We start from the raw sequence: 23,179 nt of genomic DNA on the forward strand, positions 1-23,179 counted from the left end.
TGGCTTTTTTGTTGAGGTGAAATAATGACAATTTTTACGGGAAAAGATGAAACGGTAGCAATCGAAAAAGCGATCAGGCAATTAGCGGTGACTAAGGAGCAATTAGTAATAAAGGTTTTGCAAACTGCTCACCATGGATTTTTAGGAATTGGCCGTCGTCCCGCTAAGGTTGAAGTTACACTACGCAGGAAAAATAATGGTCCATCTATATCAGCGGTGAATAGAGATAAGCAGCATGAAGAAAATGAACAACCTAAGAAAACGACTCCAGAGATAACAATGACGCCAGAAGAGAAGCTGCAAAAACAAATGGCAGAAAATCATCAACATAATTTAGCTAAAGTGAAGAATGCTATGGTGGGATTAACAGACTATCTAATTGATATTTATCAACAATTGGGGATTAATGTTAAACCACAGCTTCAAGTAGTAAAGGTTCATCATTGTGAAGTCAGTTTGGCGACCGATCGTCCGGGACAAGTGGTCGGCTACCATGGGCGGCGAATAAATGCCATTGAACAACTTGGTGTAGCTTTTTTAAACTACCATGGCGTTCGTGAAGTAGAATTAATTCTTAATACAGGAGATTATCGTGAAAAACGCCGGGCAACGTTGGATAAACTAATGGAGCGGAGCGTAACTCAAGTAATTGCCACGGGGCAAGCAGTCTTTTTGGATCCAATGCCAGCACGCGAACGTAAATATTTACATAAGCTAGCGGAACAACATGCTGAAGTGCGGACGTACTCGCATGGTCGGGAACCATTCCGGAGTATTGTGATTGCGCCACAAAATTAGGTAAGTATTGACATTCAGAACCGGTAAATTTAAAATAGCGGTGTTAATTGAATCGAGCTTGTTAGAGTAGTGAAAGTGCTTTGACCATCACCAACGGGGAATCGTTGTTGCTGGAGGGGCACTTTTTTTATTAAGTTAGAAAGGAAGGAAGACAGTGGCAAATTCAGAATTTGATACCATTACCGCAATCTCAACCCCGGTTGGGGAAGGTGGAATATCAATTATTCGGGTTAGTGGTGAAGAAGCGATTCCAGTAGTGAAAAAGCTTTTTAAGGGAAAAGACTTAGCAAAAGTGGCTAGTCATACCATTAACTATGGACATATTATTGATCCCCAGACTAATCAAGAAGTGGATGAAGTCATGGTTTCCGTAATGCGGGCACCTAAAACTTATACAAAGGAAGACGTTGTCGAAATTAATTGTCATGGTGGCTTACTAGCAACTAACCGGATCTTGCAGTTGACGATTGGTGCTGGGGCACGGATGGCAGAACCAGGAGAATTTACTAAACGCGCCTTTTTGAATGGACGACTAGACCTTTCACAGGCGGAAGCGGTGATGGATTTAATTCGTGCTAAGACTGATAAGTCAATGAAGGTGGCGTTAAACCAACTTGATGGGAATTTATCACATTTAATCAAACATCTGCGTAAGGACATTTTAGATGTGCTGGCGCAAGTGGAGGTTAACATTGATTATCCAGAATATGACGCGGTTGAAGAAATGACCAGCAAGCTTCTACGGGAAAAGGCAATTGAAATTCGTCAAAGAATTGAGGGGCTTCTTAAAACTGCTAAGCAAGGCAAAGTTTTACGTGACGGTTTAGCAACCGCGATTATTGGTCGCCCCAATGTCGGGAAATCGAGTTTATTAAATTCATTGTTGCATGAAGATAAGGCGATTGTAACTAATGTGGCCGGAACCACGCGAGACGTGATTGAAGAATATGTCAACGTTAATGATGTACCACTCAAGTTAATTGATACTGCAGGAATTCGGCACACTGACGATACAGTCGAGAAGATTGGGGTAGAAAGAAGCCGACAGGCAATTGATACGGCAGATTTAATTTTGTTATTAATTGATAGCTCTCAACCGCTCACGAAAGAAGATCAGCAATTAATCGCACAAACCGCAAATAAGCCACGAATCATTATCTTTAATAAGAGTGATTTGCCAACGAAGGTTGATCAAGATAAACTGCAAGCGCTCGTTGATGGCGATAAAGTAATCACGGCCTCGATGACTAAGCATGAGGGAATTGATGAATTAAGTGCTGCAATTAGTCATCTTTTCTTTAATGAAGGAATTGAAAGTAACCAAAATAATGTTATGGTCACGAATGCGCGGCATATTGGGTTACTACGTCAAGCAGATCAAGCTTTGGGTGATGTATTAAAGGGCCTGGATGATGGGATGCCAGTTGATTTAGTTCAAATTGATATGACACGGGCCTGGGATTTACTTGGTGAAATTACCGGTGACAGTTACCAAGATGAGCTATTAGATCAATTATTTAGTCAATTCTGTTTAGGAAAGTAGCAAGGAGGTTAGCAATGAAAACAGGAGAAGCAGTTCAATATGACGGTGGCAATTACGATGTAATCGTAGTTGGTGCTGGCCATGCGGGATCAGAAGCGGCGTTAGCGGCGGCCCGGATGGGGAATAAAACATTATTAATTACAATTAGTTTGGAAATGGTGGCGTTCATGCCTTGTAACCCATCACTAGGGGGACCAGCAAAGGGAATTGTTGTCCGTGAGATTGATGCCCTTGGTGGTGAAATGGGCCACAACATTGATAAGACCTACATCCAAATGCGGATGCTTAATACTGGTAAAGGCCCTGCAGTGCGAGCACTACGGGCCCAAGCGGATAAGCATGCCTACCATCGGCAGATGAAACTAACGATTGAAAAAGAACCAAATTTAACCTTGCGTCAAGGAACGGTTGACGATTTGATTGTTGAAGATGGGGTATGTAAAGGAGTCATTACCAATACTGGTGCTCGCTATGGAGCAAAAGCGGTTGTGCTAACTGTTGGGACAGCTGCGCGGGGCAAAATCATCATCGGTGAACTCCAGTATGAGTCTGGTCCTAATAACTCTAAGAGTGCTACTAAGTTGTCTGAATGCTTGGAGCGTTTAGGCTTTGATCTAGAACGTTTCAAAACCGGGACCCCACCACGAATTAACGGAAACACAATCCACTATGATGAAACTGAAGAGCAACCTGGTGATGAAGAACCAAACCACTTCAGTTTTGATACCCCAGACAGTCAGTATTTAGCGTTATCAGATCAAATCTCTTGTTGGTTAACATATACTAACCTCCATACTCATGACCTCATTCGTGCTAACCTCGATCGTGCACCTATGTTTTCAGGAGTAATCAAGGGGGTAGGACCGCGTTATTGCCCATCAATCGAGGATAAGATTGTCCGGTTTGCCGATAAGGATCGTCACCAATTATTTTTGGAACCAGAAGGACGAGATACTGACGAATATTACGTTGATGGTCTCTCAACTTCAATGCCAGAAGAAATTCAGCAAAAAATGCTGCATTCTGTTAAGGGACTGGAAGATGCGCAACTAATGCGGCCTGGTTATGCGATCGAGTATGATGTGGTGGCACCATACCAATTGCACCCGACACTGGAAACAAAGAAGATTAAGAACTTGTACACTGCGGGACAAACTAATGGGACTTCCGGTTATGAAGAAGCCGCTGGGCAAGGTCTAATTGCCGGAATTAATGCTGGACGCCGTGCACTAGGAAAGAGTCCGTTTGTGTTGAAACGTTCCGATGCCTACATTGGGGTCATGATTGATGACTTGGTTACTAAGGGCACCAAGGAACCATATCGACTATTAACCAGTCGGGCTGAATACCGTTTGATTTTACGGCACGATAATGCAGACTTCCGGTTAATGGAAAAGGGTCATGCAATCGGCCTTGTCAGTGATGAGCGACTAGCCAAGATGGAAACAAAGAAGCAGCACGTTGCGGATGAAATTAAACGTTTGGAGAGCTTACGGATTAAGCCAAAGACGGCGGCTGATGAATTTATTCAAGCCAATGGTGATAATCCTTTGAAGGATTCCTTAACGGCAGCGGCATTACTGCGACGGCCATATGTAACTTATCAAAAATTATTAGAGTTTATCCCGTCACCAACTACTGCCCTGGATCGTCAGGAAGCTGAACAAGTTGAAATTCAGATTAAGTATGCTGGTTATATTAAAAAAGAGGAAGTCAAGGTTAACCGCTTGAAGCGGATGGAAGCGAAAAAGATTCCGGCCAATATCGACTATGAAGCAATTGATGGATTAGCTACTGAAGGTCGTCAAAAGCTCGAAAAGATTCGTCCAGAAACACTCGCCCAAGCATCACGAATTAGTGGAGTCAATCCGGCTGATTTGGCGATTTTGAGTGTCTATATTCAGCAAGGCCGAATTGCCAAGATCAATCCTGAAGAAAATTCTGAAAAATAATAAAAGTTCAGACAAGATAGTAGATATTTTAATTTAAAATGTACTATCATTATCCTGAATATTTATGTAATTCGGGGATGGAAGAATGAAAACATTACGGCAAATTTTTAGTTGGGTCATTCCGGTAGTAATTGGTTTAATCTTGGCCTTATTGATTCGGCAATTTTTATTTCAAAATGTCCGAGTTGATGGTCCGTCAATGCTGCCCAATTTGGTAAATAATGAACGGGCGTTTAGTTTTAAACAATCCAAAATTCACCGGGGGAGTGTGGTCGTCTTTAATGCGGATGGCGTGGATCCCCAAGTTTCTACTAAGACTGATTACGTTAAGCGGGTAATTGCAGTTCCCGGTGATACCGTTAAATCGCAAAATGGAAACTTGTATGTTAACGGTAAGAAAGCAAACCAAAGCTATATCAAGATGGACCAACGAAAAGCGGGGACTGGTAATTGGACCCTCAAGAGTATTTCTAAACAGAATAATTGGGTCCGGAATGCTGGCGCAACTAAGGTTCCTAAGGGCGAATATTTCGTGTTAGGGGATAACCGAACAGTTTCTAATGACAGTCGTTACTGGGGTTTTGTACCCAAGAATAAAGTTGATGGAGTAGTAAAGGTTGGTTTTTGGTCTAAGAATAAGACCCGTAAATACAACGTTAACCAGTTCTGGAAGCATTACTTTGCCAATTAAAATAAGAGGACGTGATAGAAGCCATTTATAGCTTCTGTCACGTCCTCTTTTAATAGCTAATATTTTCAGGAGAGGGGAAGGTTATATTAATTTAATCTGCTGATTTTTGCTTTGTGGCTGGTGAATCGAAAATCGCGAAGGTGCGAACTGGAAAGCCAGGTGCTTTTTCAGCTTTGGGAACGGAAATTAAAATTTCGGCTCCAGTTGCTGGTACTTGATCAAGGTTATCAAGGAGTTCTACTTGGTAGTGGCTGTGAGAAAGGACATAATATTCACCAACGAGGCCATCTTGTTGCTGAGTTGCAGTATCCGTATCAAAAGTTTCGTGACCATTAGCTGCCGCATGGCGAACTTCATAGATATATTTAAGCGCCTCTAAGGACCAGGCTGGATAATGATTTTGACCATTAGGATCTGGGTTGGCAAATTTTTCTTGAGAAGGCCAGCGTTTACTCCAATCGGTTCGTAAAGCAACGAAAGAGCCTTCCGGAATGTTCCCGTGAATTTTTTCCCATGCTTTGATGTCTTTGACGGATAGACTAGCATCCGGATCTTTGGCAGCCTGCTGACTGAAATCAATGACCACTAGTGGTAAGACCAGGTCTTTAAGGGAAAGGTCTTCAACATATCGATCATTGTCCTTATAAAAATGAACTGGCGGATCGATATGGGTACCATATTGACCAGGAAATGTGTATTCTTTGACGAAAAAGCCGTCAGAATGGGTAAAAATGGTTTTAAATTCTGCAGGATGAAATTGGGGAAAGCGGGGGCTGCCAGGACCAAAGGTGTGCGTTAAATCAACCCATTCCTTACTTTTAAGTTGGTTAAATAGTGCTTGAACGGTGTTACTCATTGTGATCCCTCCTTATTTGGTGTTCCAAACTTCAGCGGCAATTTCTTTAACGAATTTGATCTTATTCCATTGTTGTTCCACGGTTAAAATGTTTCCCTCTTCAGTTGAGGCAAACCCACATTGGGGACTGAGACACAGTTTATCTAATGGATGGAATTTAGCTGCTTCGTGAATTCGTTTAATAATGGTTTCGCGATCTTCTAGCTCACCGGATTTAGAGGTTACAAGACCAAGGACAACGTACTTATCTTCAGGAACCTTAGCGAGTGGTTCAAAACCACCTGCCCGATCAGAATCATATTCGAGGTAGAAGGCGTGAACGTTTTCTTGAGCAAGGAGAGTATCAGCAACTGGTCCATATCCACCAGCGGCTGCCCATGTTGAATGGTAGTTACCTCGGCAGACGTGGGTATTAATGGTTAGATCATCTGGTAAGTTAGCAATCGCCGCATTATTAACTTTTAAGAACCGTTCTTGAAGTTCCTTCAGTTGTGATGTGTCTGCATTCGGATCTTTCTTTTTCAAATTGGCAAAATTATTGACAGCGATGCCCCAGGTACAGTCGTCAAGTTGTAAAGTCCGACAACCAGCTGCATACAAATCTTCGATTACTTGATGATAGGCAGCGGCAACGTCATGGTCAAGTTCATCAAGTGAGGCGTAAGCATTCTTGACGCTCGCTTGGTTTTCGGGCCGAATTAATTCTTCAAGAAATTGAGCTGGCGCGGGAATCGTTTGTTTAACTTGGATTCCAGCAGTAACATGGTCCCGCACGAATTTAAAATGTTCAACAAAGGGATGATTTTCACCAGAAATTTTACCAACAACCTGAGCTGAATCATTACGGGTTTCTTCATCATGGAAGAAATAACCATGTTCAAGCTTGACATGCTTTACGCCCTGTAAACCCCAAAAGAAATCAAGGTGCCAATAACTACGACGAAATTCACCATCGGTAACGACCTTGAGGCCCACGGCTTCTTCTTGCTTAATTAAATCAATAATGGCGTGATTTTCGACTTCAGTTAATTCGTCTTGACTAATTTCGCCATTATTAAATTTTTCGCGAGCGTTTTTTAACTTTTCTGGACGTAAAAAACTGCCAACAATGTCATAACGGAATGGTGATTTAGTGCGAGTTGTAAATTCAGTCATAAATAAAACTTCCTTTCTAAAGTACAAAAAAAGTCCCTAGAATCAATGACCATTACTGGTGTTGATTCTAGGGACGCTGGTTAATCAATAATCAATAGCGTGTTACCACCCTAATTTAGTCCAATCTCACGACTGCACTCTCAGTAGGTACTCCACGAAAATGTGGAAGACCCAGGTACGATAACGGGTACCACTCCGTAAGCTGCTTGCGAGTGCTCACAACTTCCATCGCTCCGAGACCATCTTCATTAACTTTCCCAACGCTGCTTCCCATCTAACGCAGTTCTCTGGAGAAGGGGGCATTAACTACTCATCTCTTCATCACGGTTATTTAAATCTTGCTTAGAATATTATAATCGAATTTTAATTTTGTCAACCACCATTTTTGATTTTTTTAGAAAGTCGGGGAAGGACCCTTTGTCACAACAGATCAATGATAAAATAAGGACAATAGATAAACGGAGGAATTATGATGAGTACTTTAAAGTTTATTCTTGGTCCAGCTTCAAAGGATCATCAGCATGCACTAGTTCAAGAACTACATCAACAACTGGTTGCCCACCCGAACGACCAGTTCTTTTTCCTTGTACCAAACCATATTAAATTTTCAACCGAAATTGATGTTCTCAATCAATTGAAAAACTTGGGTGATTCAACCGATGTGTACGCTCAGTCACGGGTTCAAGTTCTTTCTTTTACCCGATTGGCATGGTTTTTATTGCGCAATGATCCTCATTATCAAACACCCCGGATTTCTGACGTAGGACTAACGATGTTAGTCGCCAAAATTATTCGTGAATTGCCAGAAGACGATTTGAAAATGTTCGCGAAGGAGGCACATCGGTACGGTTTTGTGCAGGATCTAACTGCACAACTGATTGAACTACAAAATGCCAATGTCGATCCGCAAGACCATGATGCAATTATTGAGCGGGTTCAAAAGTGGGCAGATGAACATCAAGAACGGGTTTCATCGGCATTTTTGGATAAAATGACGGTGCTCTTTAAAGTTTACGCAGCATTTGAAGAGGGGTTAACAGGACGACTAAATTCATGTGCGGTTTACCAATTACTGATTAAACGGCTTTTCAAAGATGATTTTTCTCATACGCATTTTTTCTTAAACCGTTATAATGGTCAGTTTTCCGCGATGGAAGAGCAAATCGTAGAGACAATGATTAAAAAAGCAGCCTCGACCACGATTGGCTTAGTCTTAGACAGACCATATCGAGGGGCAACGCTACCGAATCCGAATAATCTTTTTTATCAATCAGGAATGCAATATCATCGGTTAGCAGAGTTCGCAGAACAACAACCGGATGTAATGCTGGTAGATGATCAAGTGGTCACAGTAAACCGCGTTAGTGATGGATTAGTTGAAGTTGAAGAGTGGATGAAAGCTCAGGCGCAATTTACGATCCCAGAGCAACAACCCCGAACCGATCAAGGGGTACATTTTTTTACTGCACCAACGCGGGTTGCAGAACTGCAGCGGGTTGCCGCTAAAATCCGTCAATTGGTGGCTAGTGGTCAGTACCGTTACCGTGATTTCTTGATTTTAACGCGGCACTTAGATGGTTATACGACAATGTTGAAACCAGTGTTTGATGCAAATGAAGTGCCGATTTTTAATGATAACGATCGTTCAATGGCTAATCACCCGTTAGTAACATTACTGGAAGCCATTTTTAAAATTGCTGACCACTACTTCCAATTGCCAGATGTATTGCAGCTTTTAAAAACGGGGTTAGTGGTACCTCAAGAACGTGATGAAAAAGGGCGGAGTTATTATTCAAGCCAACGATTTATGTCAGCAGTGTATACAACGGAAAACTGGTGTTTAAAGTATGGGAAAACTGGTCATGCATGGCTAGAACAAGCGGAATGGGAATTTACTCCACACGTGGACCCACAAATTTTGGCAAATAATGAACAATTAAAAAAGCGTGAACAGCAACAAACTAGTCAGATTAATTGGGTCAAAAGTGTCGTTCGCAATCAATTAGCACCGTTCATTAAACAATTACAAGGTGCTTCTGATGGACAGACAGCAGCTCAAATCTTATATCAAGGATTAATCAATTTAGGAGTTCGCGAACAACTTGAGCAGTGGGCAAAGGCAGCAACTAAGCGTGGCCAAATGGATCTTGCTCAACAACCGCAGCAAGTTTGGAACACCATGGTTAACCTGCTGGATGAATACGTAACGGTGTTGGGTAATGAAGGGACATTTTATTTAACTGCATTTGCGGAAGTTATTCAGGTTGGTTTTCAAACTGCAACGTATTCACAGATTCCTTCGACGATGGATCAGGTCTTGGTTTCCGAAACGGGAATTGTGCAAACTAACCAACGTAAGGTTGTTTTTATGATTGGCGCAACTGATGACGTCATGCCAGAAATTAAAATTAGCGAAGGCTTGTTAAGTGATCCAGACAAACAGCTCCTCAGTCAGGGACTAACGGATGGACAATTTTTGCCAGTTTCTGGAATGCAACGGATTGATAATGAAGCAATGCTGAACTATTTGGGGATGCTTAATGCGCGTGAACAGTTATACTTATCTGCTCCTGTGATGGGTAGCAATGAGGAGCGGGTCACAATGTCCCCATATTTGGTGGGTTTAGCAACCTATTTCGGTCAGTGGGATGCGGATAATAATCAGTTGCGAAATGACTTACCATTTGCACCAGAACCGCGCGCTGATTTTGCAAAGCTAGAGCCATTTGTTAGCGCGCCAGCGGCAACATTAACCAATTACGTCCAAGTGGAGCGGCAGGCAAAAAATGCTGGTCAAACCGTTAGTGCAGGTTGGCGAAATATTTCCCGGGAAATGAATCATGAACGCCTGGGTTGGTTAAAATCGAGTTTGAATTATCAAAATCAAACTACCAAACTGTCACCGGAGATGGCAGCACAGCTCTATGGTCACTTAGATCCGGACGTCTTGAAGCAAGCGACGGCAGCGGGTGATAATTTTGATTGGACGACCGTTAGTGATGATCAACGGCATAATACTTTGGCAACCTCCATTTCACAGTTGCAGACGTTTTACCGCAATCCATACGAATATTTTTTGAAGTTTGGCTTAGATTTGCAAAAACGAGAAGAATTGGAAATTACCAATGCGAATTCAGGAACCTTCTATCATGATTCGTTAGAAGCCTTTGTGCGGTTATTGAAACAGAATCAGGTTAAGTTAGCCGAACTTGCTGATGATCAATTAGCATTTTACGTTGCTAAAGCGATGGATTGGGCATTTAGTCGCCAACCGAGTGTGGTTGAACTTGCGGCAAATTATGAACGAATTGCTTATCAAAAGCATCACCTTGAACAAACGGTCTTAACGATGGCCCGAGTACTACGGAATCAGGCTCAATATTCAGCATCCCATCCAGTAACAACGGAACAAAAATTTGGTCATGTTGGGTTGCTAGATGATCGCCATGATTCACAGCCCAGCTATCGAGCCTTAATTTACGAAACTAAAATTCGTAATCAAAAATCATCTCAACCGGACTTGAAACGTAAAGTTTACCTTCGGGGCCGAATTGATCGGGTTGATGCAGTCCGTGGTGATCAGCAGGATTACCTAACAGTTGTCGACTATAAGTCTGCTAATAAGGAATTTGACTTAGTTGATGCCTACGAGGGGTTAGACCTACAGATGTTAACGTATCTTAATAATTTGCAGGCAAATTTAGATATTGCTAATCCAGATCGCCAAAGCGCAATTGCGGGTGCATTATACTTACACCTGTTTGATCCGCATTATCAATATAAGAATATTATTAAAAAGAATCCTGAAATTACAGAACTTCAAAATCATGAATTCAAAGGAATTTTGTTGAACGATGATGCTGTCTTGCGCCAAATTGACGAAGGATTAGCAGCGGCAAAACCAAATCCACTTGTCCTTGGGGTTAGCTATACTAAATCTAAGGATCTCATTAAGGCTAAAAAAGGTTCATTATTAGTTGATCAGGAACAACTGAAGCGATTGTTGGCGCGGAATAAGCAGTTGATTATTACAGCAGCGCAACAAATTTTTAGCGGAAATGTGGCACTCAAACCATTCCGTCGCGATCAGCGAACGGGATTAGATTACAGTGATTATCTTGATATTTACCATTTCGATAGTTTACTCGATCAAGATAAGTATCGTGAAATCATTCTGACCGATGATGATGTGATGAAGAAACTGAAAGATGAGGGGGCAAATAATGAGTAGTTTTAAACCAACCCCAGAGCAAACGCGCGCGATTAATGATCGGGACCGGGATATTTTAGTTTCAGCTTCCGCTGGTTCCGGTAAAACGGCGGTCTTAGTTGATCGGGTGGTTAAGCTCTTAAAAGAAAATCGTCATCTAAATATTGACGAGATGCTATTGGTAACCTTTACGAAGGAAGCTGCTAAAAATATGCGGGAGCGGATTCGTAAGCGTCTGGTTGCTGATAGTAATGATCAGCACATGAAAACCCAGATTAATCGGTTAGCACTAGCTAATATCAGTACGATTCACTCCTTTTGTGAACAGGTAATTAAACGTTATTACTATGTGATTGGATTAGATCCGCAGTACCGGTTAGTTACGGATGCTACCGAGCAGGCGCTTTTAAAAGAACAAGTTTGGAACGATTTACAGGAAAAGCGGTTTAAAGAAGACTATGCGAAGGCTGATCCAAGTAAATGGCATTTTAGCCAGTTGGCGGAAAACTTTGCGGATGCAAAGTCAAATGTTGGCGAGGGCCTGCAAGAAGTGGTTGAAAAGCTTTATCAAGAGGCTAATGCCCAACCTGATCCGGATCAATGGTTATCACAAACCGAAAGAAACTACCAATTTGGTGATGACCCAATTATCCAAACGACCTTTTATCAACAAACGCTACTCCCCATTTTGCGGCAGTTCTTTGACCAATTGATTGCCGATTGGGAAGGGTTGGTTACTAAAGCATCCACCAGTGGGTTTGATAATCTTGCTGAGACGCTCACGGGTGATTTAATTTTGGTTAAAGATTTACAAAAGTCATTAACAACTGCAACTTGGGATGAGTTGCAAGCCCAAATATCCGGAATCAAATTTGGCAGACTGAAAACGCAACGATTTAAGGATGATCCAGATGGTAAAGCACATTATGACGAATTAAAAGATGGGCGTAATGAACTCAAAAAGCGTTTGAAAACCTTACAAGATAAATATTTTCAGTATGATGAGCGTGAATTGCGTGCCAAAACAGCTGCTGCTCGGATGATGGTGGAAGAATTGGTCAGCGTCACCAAGGATTTTCGGCAGTCCTATCAAGAGGCTAAACTTGCTCGTCATATGCTCGACTTTAGCGATTTAGAGCATTATGCTTACCAGATCCTAACTAATCAGAGTGATGCAGGTAAGCAAGTTTTGAACGAATTACGCCATCACTATCGTGAAATATTGGTTGATGAGTACCAAGATACTAACCGTCTTCAGGATGATTTATTGAATCAACTGCATGATCCGCAGCTCAACCATCTTTTTATGGTGGGGGACGTTAAACAGTCAATTTATCGTTTCCGCCAAGCTGATCCAACGTTATTTTTGGATAAGTATGAACGTTATCAATCATCATCTAAAAATGATGAAACTATCATATTGGCAGAAAATTTCCGGTCTATGAATAATGTCACAGAATTTACTAATCTGGTCTTTACGCAATTAATGGATCGGACAGTTGGGGAAATGCCATATGATGATCAAGCGCAATTAAAGTTTGCGGCAAAGTGGTATGATCCAAAGGAAGTTTCTCCTGTGCCAACTGAGCTGATGGTTTATGATGCAAATGCTGATAATGAAACAATCATAGATAAGGAAGAAAATCAGCAAAGGTATATCAAACTACCGGAGGGATCAGATAAGTACGCCGGTGAAGTTTGGATGGTTGCGATGCGCATTCGCCAAATGTTAGATAATCAAGAGCGTATTTATGATCCAGAATTAGGACATGAACGCCCAATTCAACCGGCGGACATTGTAATTCTTGAGCGAACCAAAAGCCCAAACAACCGAATTGTAGAACAATTTGGTCAATTAAACATTCCGGTGGTGGTTCAAGATGTACAAAATTATTTCAAAGCGACTGAAGTGCGTACGATGATTTCGTTACTGAAAGTTATTGATAATCCTTATCAAGATATTCCGTTAGTTGCGGTATTGCGCTCGCCGATTGTTGGATTGACGGAACCGGAAATGGCTTACCTGCGGATTAATCATCGTTATGGTAATTTTTATGAAGCTGTTCAATTTTTTACTCAGCAGGATCCTGAACAATGGTCAGCAACAACGGATGTGGATTTAGAAAAGTTACACGTGAAACTTTCGCGATTTTTGGATCGGTTAACTAAATTTAAAGTTACGGCTCAACAGCAATCGTTAGTGGATCTTATTTGGCAAATTTATCAAACAACTGGTTATCTGGACTACGTTGGAGGAATTCCCGGTGGTAGCCAACGGCAAGCCAATTTACACGCATTGTATGAACGGGCACATACTTATGAACAATCCAGTTTTAAAGGCTTGTATCAATTTATCCATTTTATTGAGCGGATGCAAAAGCGGGATGAAGACTTAGGAGAAGCTCCAGTTGAGCTGGCAACGGATGCCGTTAACGTGATGACCATTCACGGTAGTAAAGGTTTGCAATTTCCAATCGTTTTCGTTATCGATATGAATCACCATTTTAACTCTCGAGATGTTGCGGGAAACTTAGTAATTGAGCCGCATTTGGGGATTGGAATTCGCTATTTGGGGGATGCCCCAATGAAGGGTGATGACCAATCGTTAACCGCAGAGAACATTAAGGTAACTTATGATTTGCCACAGCGGACGGTAGTTGCCGATGCAATTACTCGCGCTAACCGGGCGGAAGAAATGAGGTTGTTGTACGTAGCCTTGACTCGGGCTGAACAGCGACTGATTTTAACGGGATCGGTAAATGAAAAGAATTCTAAAAATAACTTAAAGGCACTAGGCAAACAATGGTCGAAGGGCCTTCAAGGATTTCAAACGGTCTTGGGCCCACAGTTACGACTTGATAGTCGATCGATGCTTGACTGGATTGGCTTAACCCTTGTTCGAACTCCCCAGTTTGATTCTCAAGTAATGAAAATGGATACGGATGGGGCACCCCATCAGCTTGGTTTACCAAAAGCTGATTATTCTATGCAGTTGTGGACAGCAAATGGGGTCGAGAAAGAACTTGCTAAGCTGCGGACTGCGCATCGTGAAACAATTGTTGGCGACGCAGGAAGCCAGCCATTAACTGCTGATGAGCGACAATTTATCCATCGGGTTTTAACGATGAAGTACCCGTATCCAGCCGCAACTAAGACGACTGCTTACCAATCTGTATCAGCGATTCGGGATGTTTTTGCTAATCAAGATCCGGATGACGCACAGATGGGGCGGCTAACTTTCAATAAGACGGAAGTTAAAGATGAAGGGCAATATTTGCAAAGTAGCTTTAATCAACCGCGATTTATGCAGACCGGTGATTCAGCACCAGCACCAACAGAAGTGGGAACGGCCACACACTTGGTTTTCCAAATGTTAGATTTGACAACTGGTGAAGTGACAGCAGACCAAGTCCAACAAACGATTGATCAATTAGTTCGGGAACGTCTAATTGCGAACCGCCGAATTGCTGCTCAAATTGACGTCGCTGGAATCGTTGAATTTTATCAAACAGCATTGGGGCAGCGAATTTTACAGCAGCCCGCCGCGGTTGTTCGTGAACAACCATTTTCGATGTTATTGGAAGGAGATCAGTTATTTAAGAATTTAGACCATGATGATGGTCAGATTCTGATCCACGGGATTATTGATGGTTATCTCAAGGGTAATCAGGGAATTGAGCTGTTTGACTACAAGACGGACTATTTGTTACCCCATGATGACCAGCGACTGGCTGAAATTGTGGACCGTTATCAAGGACAGGTTAATTTATATGCGGCTGCCCTGCGACAGATGACTGGGCTGCCCGTTAGTCACCGGTACTTATACTTGGTAAAAACCGGCACTTTATATGAATTATGATGAAAGGGGATTTTCTCAAATGGAATTCAAGAATATTAATACAATGCGGAAACTTAATAATGGGGTCAAAATCCCGTGTGTTGGTTATGGAACGTTTCGCACACCAGAAGACGTTGCGGAACGAGCAGTCGCTGATGCCATTGAAGTTGGTTATCGGCATATTGATACGGCAGCGGTGTATGGAAATGAAGAAGCCGTTGGTCGGGGGATTAAGGACGCGGGAATTAATCGCAAAGAACTCTTTATTACCAGCAAACTCTGGAATACAGAACGCGGCTATGCGTCCACAAAAAAGGCTTTGCAAGATAGTTTAGACCGGCTGGGTCTTGACTACTTAGACTTGTACCTAATTCATTGGCCAGCAAATGAAAAACAATTTAGCGCTGATGCCAAACGCTTAAATGCAGAAACATGGCGGGCAATGGAAGAGATGTACCATGAAGGTAAAATTCGTGCCATTGGGTTAAGCAACTTTATGCCCCACCATGTTGCAGAGCTAATGGAGACAGCCGAAATCAAGCCGATGGTAGATCAAATTGAAGTTCATCCAGGTTGGCCGCATACTGAAGAAATTAAAAAGTTGCAAGCGATGGACCTTTTGGTAGAAGCGTGGGCACCATTGGGTGGTCAAGGTTCGTCGGTCTTGGAGAATGAAACTTTGCAACAAATTGCCGCACGGCATCATAAGTCGGTCGCACAGGTTTGTTTACGTTGGGTTCTCCAACAAGGGGTTCTACCATTGCCAAAGTCCGTTCATGTTTCACGAATGCAACAAAATACTGATTTCTTTGATTTTGAACTCACGCCAGATGAAATGAAGCAAATCAGCGCACTCCGGGATCTGGGTGGTCAATGCGCGGATCCAGATGAAGTTGATTACTAATGGCAAAGCGGTTTTGGAAATGGTGGCAAATTTGTGGAACTGCCCTAACTGCAGATGTATTCATTCAAAATGGTTGTTTGCCGCTTTTGCGGTTAATTAATACGTGGCTCCTTCCTCAGGCGGAAGTGCCCTTCGTTTCGATAACGAATGTCGGACGAATTTTAACCCATCATCCATGGATATTTGTGGCAGTCATTAGTGAATTAATAGTTATCTGCGTCCTTTCTTTAATTCTTTTCATGACGATCATGGTTGCAATTGGAGAAATTAATCGTGGAGTTCTTAGTTGGCATCGCTTTATTCTTCGTGAAATGCAAGTCATTAAAAAATTTAAGTGGTGGATGGTGCCATTATTTTTGGTTGAGTTTGTAGCATTAGCTCCGTTGCTGAGTATTGCGTTTCGCACACCGCTACTAAGTAATTTACGAATTCCAGAAGTGATTTTGGATTATGGGACACGGACCAGTTTACTACTGGGACTGACCGGTTTAATATATCTGATTTGCTTTGGGATCACATTTCATGATGGTGGAACATTAACGAAGGCGGCAATTACTTCAGATGCGCATTTAATTCACGATCATCAAATAACTTTACGATTCTTTCGAGGATTGATAATAACGGGGATTCTGAGTTGGTTAATTAATGGTGGGTTGTTAGTAATCCAAAAAGTTAGCGGTAGGAATAACCGTGAATTGAGTATTGTCTGTTTAACGCTTGCGCAAATAGTGGCACTTTTTCTGTGTAGTTGGCTATTGATGTGCTGGGGAGAATTGACCGCTGGTGGCCGGATTACGACCTCACGACCGAATAGGTGGTGGAGCGGGTGGAGTTTCATAATGTTAGTCCTGGTTGTTTGTGAAACAGGTTTAAGTAGTAACAGCTATTTTCAACCTTCACGGTTAACTGCTCCAGTTACGATTTCGCATCGTGGCGTAGCTAACCATAACGGAGTACAGAATAGTATTGCGGCATTAAAACGGACAAATAAGGACTATCACCCTGATTATGTTGAAATGGATGTTCACGAAACGAAGGATCACCAGTTTGTGGTGATGCATGATGAAAATCTACGAAAATTAACCACTGTGAATCGCCGACCAAATCAATTGATACTTGAACAGTTAACACATTTAACAATGCATGAAAATGGTCAGACAGCAAAAATTGCGAGTCTAGATAATTATTTACGAGTAGCTAATCAATTGCATCAAAAGCTTATTATTGAGTTAAAGACGACCCAAAATGACTCACCAGATGTTGTAGTGCGGTTCAATCGGCAGTATGGACAGTTGATTGTCCATCGTCATTATCTTGTTCATTCACTGGATTATGGACTAGTCAGCCGTTTACAACGGCTTAATCCGCGGATGAAGATTCTATACTTACAAGCGTATAATTTGACTAATCCGCAATCGCAGATCAAGGGATTTAATAACGAGTATTTGTCTCTGAACGAACGGTTTATTAATGCGGCGCACCGGCAAGGAAAACCGGTTTATGCCTGGACAGTTAATAACTCAGGGGCAATGAATCAATTAATTAACCAGCATGTGGACGGAATTGTCACGGATGATGTGCCAATTCTCCAACGAACAATTCGGCGAACGTTAGGGAGCCAAACGGATGCGGAACGATACTGGAGTTATTTGAATCCAATTGCCAATTTGCCATAAAAAACTCGGTAGAGTATGAAGATGAAACTATGAATGGTTTCTATCACGTTCTCTACCGAGTTTTTTGATTATAGTTCTTTTTGTAAATATTTGGGCAAGGGCATATTTAAAGCCAATACAGCACCAACGATGAGAACAGAGCCCAACCAATCCATACTGGTCATTTGCAAATTGAAGAAGACAACGGAACCGATTGTAGCGGTAATCGGTTCAAAGGCGTCTGTCAAACTAAAATTAGTCGCGCTGATGCATTTCAATGAATTAGTAGCTAGCTGAAAAGGAATCAAGGTTCCAATTATTACTACGCCGGCGACGCACCACCAAACAAGATGAGTATGCGGTAAATTTGGTTGAGCAGGATGAAAACAAAAGAGGGCAATTCCGGAGACAAAAATACCCCATCCGGTAATGGTTAGTGAAGAGTAACCTTGTTTAATCAAATTTTGCGGAATGAGTGTATTTGTAGCAACGCCAATTGCTGAAAGAAGTCCCCAAAAGAGGACGATCGGGGTGATCGCTAGTTTTGTTAAGTGACCATTAGTTGCCAGGAGGACAACGCCAATAAAGGCAATTAAGGCCGCGATAATTTGAATACGCAGTGGCCGTTGATGGCGAAAGATGGCGACATAGGCAATGATAAAGAAGGGACCAATGAACTGGAGAACAGTTGCAATCGAAGCGTTGCCTTCTTGAACGGCCATGAAGTAACAAAATTGAACGGGTAACATACCGAACAAGCCATAACAGATTAGGGTCACAATATTGTGACGATTTTCTTTGAAAATTTTGATCGGGTGGCCGCCAACCAACCCAGAAATAATCAATAAGATGGGTCCGGCAGTCAATTGGCGAATTTGCGAGAGCCAAAGCGCATTGATCTGCGGGCTGAGCCTAAAAAGGGCGGTTGCAAATAGCGATGAAATCCCCCACATCATACAGGCCACAATGGCTAATAGGGTCCACAAACGTTCTTTCTTCAAAAAATCACTCCCAATAAAAAGCGGCTGGGGAAATTCCCAGCCTCAAACTCTAAATCTATCTTAACATGAACTAATTTTAATGTGCGAGTAACGCAGTCATCACAGTGATAATTCCAAAAATAATTCCAGGGAAATTACCAATAAAAACTGCCCAGTCACGATGCCGCTTATTTAATGCGTAAGCACACCAGAGAAAACCATTAAAAGCGGCTACCGTTGGCTGAAGGATGTTCACTGGATGCCCATGCAGGTTAGCGACAATCTGTGGGATATATGATACATACATCATAATGGTAAAGATGGAAGCGATGCGACCAATCATGATTGCCGAATGCTTTTCGCCACTCAGCATTTCTTTACGTACATCTTCTAACTTGTTTTTTTGGGCGTCCATGGAACTACCTCACTTTCATTATAAATTTTTACTGTTGATAAGATAGTCCGTTTTTGAAGAGTTGTAAAGATATTTATTGAAATTAATAATCACCATTAAGAATTGAATTTTTAACGATGACGTAATCAACTTTCGTAATGGATTCGAGGTCACGACCGCCCGCGTATGAAATTGATGATTGAAGGTCTTCTTTCATTTCTTGAAGGGTATCTTTGATGGAACCACGGAATGGAACCAACATCTGCTTACCTTCAACGTTGCGGTAAGCACCCTTCTGCACTTCGGATGCAGAACCCCAGTATTGTTTATACTGTTTACCATCAATCGTGATGACGTGTCCAGGTGATTCGAGGTGGCCTGCTAGCATGGAACCAATCATTACCATCGAGGCTCCGAAGCGGACTGACTTGGCGATGTCACCATTGTGACGAATCCCACCATCAGCAATTAACGGCTTCCGGGCAGCTTTACTGCAGAGACGGAGGGCGGCTAATTGCCAACCACCGGTTCCAAACCCAGTCTTAAGCTTAGTGATGCAGGCCTTACCAGGGCCAACGCCGACTTTAGTAGCATCAGCACCAGCGTTTTCCAAGTCACGGACCGCTTCAGGAGTAGCCACATTCCCCGCCGTTACGAATGATTCCGGGAGTTGTTTTTTGATGTATTGGATCATTTTGATAACAAAATCAGAATGTCCGTGAGCAACATCAATCGTGATGTATTCTGGAACTAAATGTTCGGATTTTAGTTGATCGATAAAATCATACTCACTATCCTTAATCCCCACGGAAATTGAAGCAAATAGCCCGCGATCATGCATGTGGCGAACAAAATCGGCCCGGGTTTCTGGAGCAAAACGGTGCATGACGTAGTAATAATCATTTTGTGCTAACCAAACTGCTAAGTCCTCATCAATCACACTCGCCATATTAGCTGGAACCACGGGAATCTTAAACTTGCGTGGCCCAAACTGCACGCTCGTATCGGCCTCTTTACGACTCTTAATAATACACTTATTAGGAATCAATTGGATGTCATCATAATCAAAAGTTTCCACTTAGGAAAACCACCTTTCGTAAATCCAAATCGGTCTTGAACCATCTGCTAATATATCAGAACTTGAAAAATAGTCAATATAATTTACGGACATTTCTGAAAAATGTTCCGAAAATAGTTCGCTAAATCTCTTGAATTTTATGAAGGGATTATGTAGTATGATTAAGTAACTGTGTGCTTATAAGTTATAAGAAATGAATAATGAGGTGAATACTTAATGGCATCAGTAGTAATTGTTGGTAGTCAATGGGGAGACGAAGGAAAAGGAAAAATGACCGATTACCTGAGTCAAGAAGCGGATGTGGTTGTCCGTTCCCAAGGTGGTAATAATGCTGGCCACTCCATCGTCTTTGATGGCAAGAAATTTGCGTTACGGCTAGTTCCTTCGGGGATTTTCGGTGCTAAGAAGCTTTCCGTAATTGGAAATGGGGTAGTTGTGAATCCGAAAGCGTTGCTAGAAGAATTGCACTATCTTGAAGATAATGATATTGATGTTTCTGGCTTGCGGATTTCTAATCGGGCACACGTCACGATGCCTTACCACATTTTATTAGATAAGTGTGAAGAGAATGCGAAGGGTGACCAGAAGGTTGGGACGACCCAAAAAGGAATTGGACCAACGTACATGGATAAGGTGGCCCGAATTGGGATTCGGATGTGTGACTTACTAGAAAAAGATACTTTTGAAAAGAAGTTACGCGAAAACCTCAAAATTAAGAATGAAATGTTCACCAAAATTTACGGTGTTGAACCGCTGAAATTTGAAGACATTTTTGATGAATACTATCAATATGGTCAAGAACTAAAGAAGTATGTTACTGACACTTCCCTATTGATCAATGATGAAATGGATGCTAACAAAAAGGTACTCTTTGAAGGGGCCCAAGGGACGATGCTGGATATTGATGACGGAACATACCCATACGTCACCTCATCTAATCCTGCAGCTGGTGGTGCTGCTACTGGTGCCGGGGTTGGTCCCAACCGGATTGACCGTGTCGTGGGAATTTGTAAAGCATATACGACCCGAGTTGGTGAAGGACCATTCCCAACTGAATTAACTGATGAAATTGGTGATCACATTCGTGAAACTGGTCATGAATATGGGGTTGTTACTGGTCGTCCGCGTCGGGTTGGTTGGTTTGATGCAGTCGCATTACGTCACGCTCACCGGGTAGATGGTTTGGACTACTTGAGTTTGAACCTGTTGGATGTTCTTTCAGGTTTGAAGACCATTAAGATTGCACGGGCCTATGAATTAGACGGTCAAGAAATTAATTACTACCCAGCTAGTTTGGCAGAATTGGACCGGTGTAAGCCGATTTATGATGAATTACCAGGTTGGGATGAAGATATTACCAATGTTACTAAGTTTGAAGATTTACCAGAAAATGCCAAGAATTATTTGAAACGGATTGAAGAATTGACGGCAACGCCACTAGCAACCGTTTCAGTGGGCCCAGATCGTGAACAAACGATGATTTTGCATGACCCATGGAAAGAATAGTGAATTTATGAAAAAGCCACGGTGGATTATTTAAAATCCATCGTAGCTTTTTTACTTTGTGAAAATGTCCGGTAGCAAATTTATTTTTCACAAAGTTTCTTACTGTCAGTAATAAATGGTATGTATGAATTTGTGAGCTATTAAAACTTTCACTTGTGAAATTATAGGAAACGTTTACAATGTGAAATAAGGACAACAAGGAAAGGTGATTTTTAAAATGGCTTATAAAACAATCAATCCATATACTAATGAAGTGGAGCACGAATACTCCCAAGCAACAAACGATGAAATTGAAAAGACATTAGCGGCTGCACATGCGCTTTATTTAAAGTGGCGTGATGGCAGCGAATTGGTAGAACGGAAACAGGTGATCACTCGCTTAGGTGAATTATTACGCAGTAAGAAACATGAAATGGCCGAAATTATGACCCGGGATATGGGGAAGTTAATCGGTGAATCCGAAGGAGAAGTGGAACTTTGTGCATCGTTCTGTGATTATTACGTCCAACGAGCAGATCAATTTTTAGCACCAACCCCGATTTATACAGCATCCGGGAATGCGTATGTTCTACATCAGGCAACCGGCGTTCTGATGGCGGTAGAACCATGGAACTTCCCATTCTACCAAATTGCTCGGGTATTCATTCCGAACTTCTTGGCAGGTAACCCAATGATTTTGAAAGATGCTTCTAATTGCCCAACTTCAGCTCAAGCGTTTGCGGATTTGGTTAAAGAAGCGGGAGCACCAGAAGGTAGTTTAACGAATATGTTTATTGACTATGATCAAGTTGGTGCGATTATTGCTGATAAGCGAGTACAAGGGGTTTGCTTAACTGGTTCAGAACGGGGCGGCCAAGCAGTTGCTACGGAAGCGGCGAAGAATTTAAAGAAGAGTACGATGGAATTAGGTGGTAATGATGCCTTTATCGTTCTTCCAGATGCCGATATGGATAAGTTAGCAGCCATTATTCCAGCTGCCCGGTTGTACAATGCTGGTCAAGTATGTACTTCATCCAAGCGGTTTATTGTTCCTGATAACCTGTATGATGAATTCTTGAAACGGGCGACGGAAATCTTTAGCAATGTTAAGATGGGTGACCCTATGGATCCAGCAACGACTTTGGCACCAATGAATTCAGAAAAGGCGAAGAATAAGCTGCAGAAACAAGTTGATTTAGCAGTAGAGAACGGTGCGAAGGTGGTTTACGGAAATCAACCGGTTGATTTAGCTGGTCAGTTCTTCATGCCAACGATTTTGACAGATATTAGTCGGGATAATCCGATCTTTGATCAAGAAATGTTCGGTCCAGTCATGTCTGTTTACAAGTACCATGACGTTCAAGAGGCAATTGACTTAGCGAATGATTCTAGCTACGGCTTAGGAAATACAGTTTTTGGTAAGAACGTTTCTGAAGCCCGGAAAGTAGCTGCCCAGATTGATACTGGAATGAGTTGGATTAATTCTGGCTGGGCATCACTGCCTGAACTCCCATTTGGTGGGGTTAAGCATTCTGGATATGGTCGTGAACTAGCTGAACAAGGCTTTAAGTCCTTTGTTAATGACCATTTGGTTTATGAACCAGAAGCATAAAAGTTGACTTAGGAAAACCGTCCACTGA

Annotated in this window: 15 protein-coding genes; 10 read left to right on the forward strand and 5 right to left on the reverse strand. The window is 42.1% G+C overall.

The genetic code is table 11. From position 1 onward, the window contains the following. Positions 1–24: 24 nt before the first annotated feature. The 4 genes from jag to lepB all read left to right on the forward strand — a co-directional run bounded on the left by jag (position 25) and on the right by lepB (position 4,984). Positions 25–798 (forward strand): RNA-binding cell elongation regulator Jag/EloR, encoded by a 774-nt coding sequence (gene jag / locus HMPREF0501_RS07955; RefSeq protein ID WP_006917491.1) that lies wholly within the window; start codon positions 25–27, stop codon positions 796–798. A 154-nt stretch (positions 799–952) separates the two neighbouring features. After that, positions 953–2,341 (forward strand): tRNA uridine-5-carboxymethylaminomethyl(34) synthesis GTPase MnmE, encoded by a 1,389-nt coding sequence (gene mnmE, locus HMPREF0501_RS07960; RefSeq protein WP_006917492.1) that lies wholly within the window; start codon positions 953–955, stop codon positions 2,339–2,341. A 14-nt stretch (positions 2,342–2,355) separates the two neighbouring features. Beyond that, positions 2,356–4,293 (forward strand): tRNA uridine-5-carboxymethylaminomethyl(34) synthesis enzyme MnmG, encoded by a 1,938-nt coding sequence (gene mnmG / locus HMPREF0501_RS07965; protein ID WP_006917493.1) that lies wholly within the window; start codon positions 2,356–2,358, stop codon positions 4,291–4,293. 85 nt (positions 4,294–4,378) lie between these two features. Continuing rightward, positions 4,379–4,984, forward strand: a complete 606-nt coding sequence (lepB, locus tag HMPREF0501_RS07970; protein ID WP_006917494.1) for a signal peptidase I — start codon at positions 4,379–4,381, stop codon at positions 4,982–4,984. A gap of 91 nt (positions 4,985–5,075) precedes the next feature. Here lepB and HMPREF0501_RS07975 read toward each other — a convergent pair whose 3' ends face one another. After that, a complete protein-coding gene (locus tag HMPREF0501_RS07975) occupies positions 5,076–5,840 on the reverse strand; it encodes a cyclase family protein (protein ID WP_006917495.1) in 765 nt (254 codons plus the stop codon). A 12-nt stretch (positions 5,841–5,852) separates the two neighbouring features. After that, positions 5,853–6,995 carry a 5-methyltetrahydropteroyltriglutamate--homocysteine S-methyltransferase gene (locus HMPREF0501_RS07980; RefSeq protein WP_006917496.1) on the reverse strand — a complete coding sequence of 381 codons (1,143 nt, stop codon included), beginning with the start codon at positions 6,993–6,995 and terminating at the stop codon, positions 5,853–5,855. Positions 6,996–7,464: 469 nt separating this feature from the next. On the opposite strand from HMPREF0501_RS07980, the gene HMPREF0501_RS07985 reads away from it, so the two are divergent. The 4 genes from HMPREF0501_RS07985 to HMPREF0501_RS08000 are packed head-to-tail and all read left to right on the forward strand — an operon-like array spanning position 7,465 to position 17,623. Further along, entirely contained in the window at positions 7,465–11,226 is a 3,762-nt protein-coding gene (locus tag HMPREF0501_RS07985; protein ID WP_006917497.1) for a PD-(D/E)XK nuclease family protein, read from the forward strand. After that, the gene (gene addA / locus HMPREF0501_RS07990; RefSeq protein WP_006917498.1) at positions 11,219–15,064 is read left to right on the forward strand and encodes a helicase-exonuclease AddAB subunit AddA; all 3,846 of its coding nucleotides are present in this window, start codon (positions 11,219–11,221) and stop codon (positions 15,062–15,064) included. The genes HMPREF0501_RS07985 and addA overlap by 8 nt, the downstream gene beginning before the upstream one ends. 19 nt (positions 15,065–15,083) lie before the next feature. After that, a complete protein-coding gene (locus tag HMPREF0501_RS07995) occupies positions 15,084–15,947 on the forward strand; it encodes an aldo/keto reductase (protein ID WP_006917499.1) in 864 nt (287 codons plus the stop codon). Beyond that, complete coding sequence (locus HMPREF0501_RS08000) at positions 15,947–17,623, forward strand: glycerophosphodiester phosphodiesterase (protein ID WP_006917500.1); 1,677 nt, start codon at positions 15,947–15,949, stop codon at positions 17,621–17,623. The genes HMPREF0501_RS07995 and HMPREF0501_RS08000 overlap by 1 nt, the downstream gene beginning before the upstream one ends. A 68-nt stretch (positions 17,624–17,691) precedes the next feature. Here HMPREF0501_RS08000 and HMPREF0501_RS08005 read toward each other — a convergent pair whose 3' ends face one another. The 3 genes from HMPREF0501_RS08005 to HMPREF0501_RS08015 all read right to left on the reverse strand — a co-directional run bounded on the left by HMPREF0501_RS08005 (position 17,692) and on the right by HMPREF0501_RS08015 (position 20,054). After that, positions 17,692–18,603, reverse strand: a complete 912-nt coding sequence (locus tag HMPREF0501_RS08005) for a DMT family transporter (RefSeq protein ID WP_006917501.1) — start codon at positions 18,601–18,603, stop codon at positions 17,692–17,694. 76 nt (positions 18,604–18,679) lie between these two features. Next, positions 18,680–18,997 carry a SemiSWEET family transporter gene (locus tag HMPREF0501_RS08010; protein ID WP_006917502.1) on the reverse strand — a complete coding sequence of 106 codons (318 nt, stop codon included), beginning with the start codon at positions 18,995–18,997 and terminating at the stop codon, positions 18,680–18,682. A gap of 82 nt (positions 18,998–19,079) precedes the next feature. Next, positions 19,080–20,054 carry a GMP reductase gene (locus HMPREF0501_RS08015; protein ID WP_006917503.1) on the reverse strand — a complete coding sequence of 325 codons (975 nt, stop codon included), beginning with the start codon at positions 20,052–20,054 and terminating at the stop codon, positions 19,080–19,082. 216 nt (positions 20,055–20,270) lie between these two features. Between HMPREF0501_RS08015 and HMPREF0501_RS08020 the strand changes: the two genes are divergently transcribed. Continuing rightward, on the forward strand, positions 20,271–21,560 hold the full coding sequence (locus HMPREF0501_RS08020) for an adenylosuccinate synthase (RefSeq protein WP_006917504.1): 1,290 nt from the start codon (positions 20,271–20,273) through the stop codon (positions 21,558–21,560). Between the two features lie 217 nt (positions 21,561–21,777). Beyond that, positions 21,778–23,151 (forward strand): NAD-dependent succinate-semialdehyde dehydrogenase, encoded by a 1,374-nt coding sequence (locus HMPREF0501_RS08025; RefSeq protein WP_006917505.1) that lies wholly within the window; start codon positions 21,778–21,780, stop codon positions 23,149–23,151. Positions 23,152–23,179 lie beyond the last annotated feature (28 nt).

This window comes from Limosilactobacillus coleohominis 101-4-CHN, from assembly GCF_000161935.1.
GTDB lineage: Bacteria > Bacillota > Bacilli > Lactobacillales > Lactobacillaceae > Limosilactobacillus > Limosilactobacillus coleohominis_A.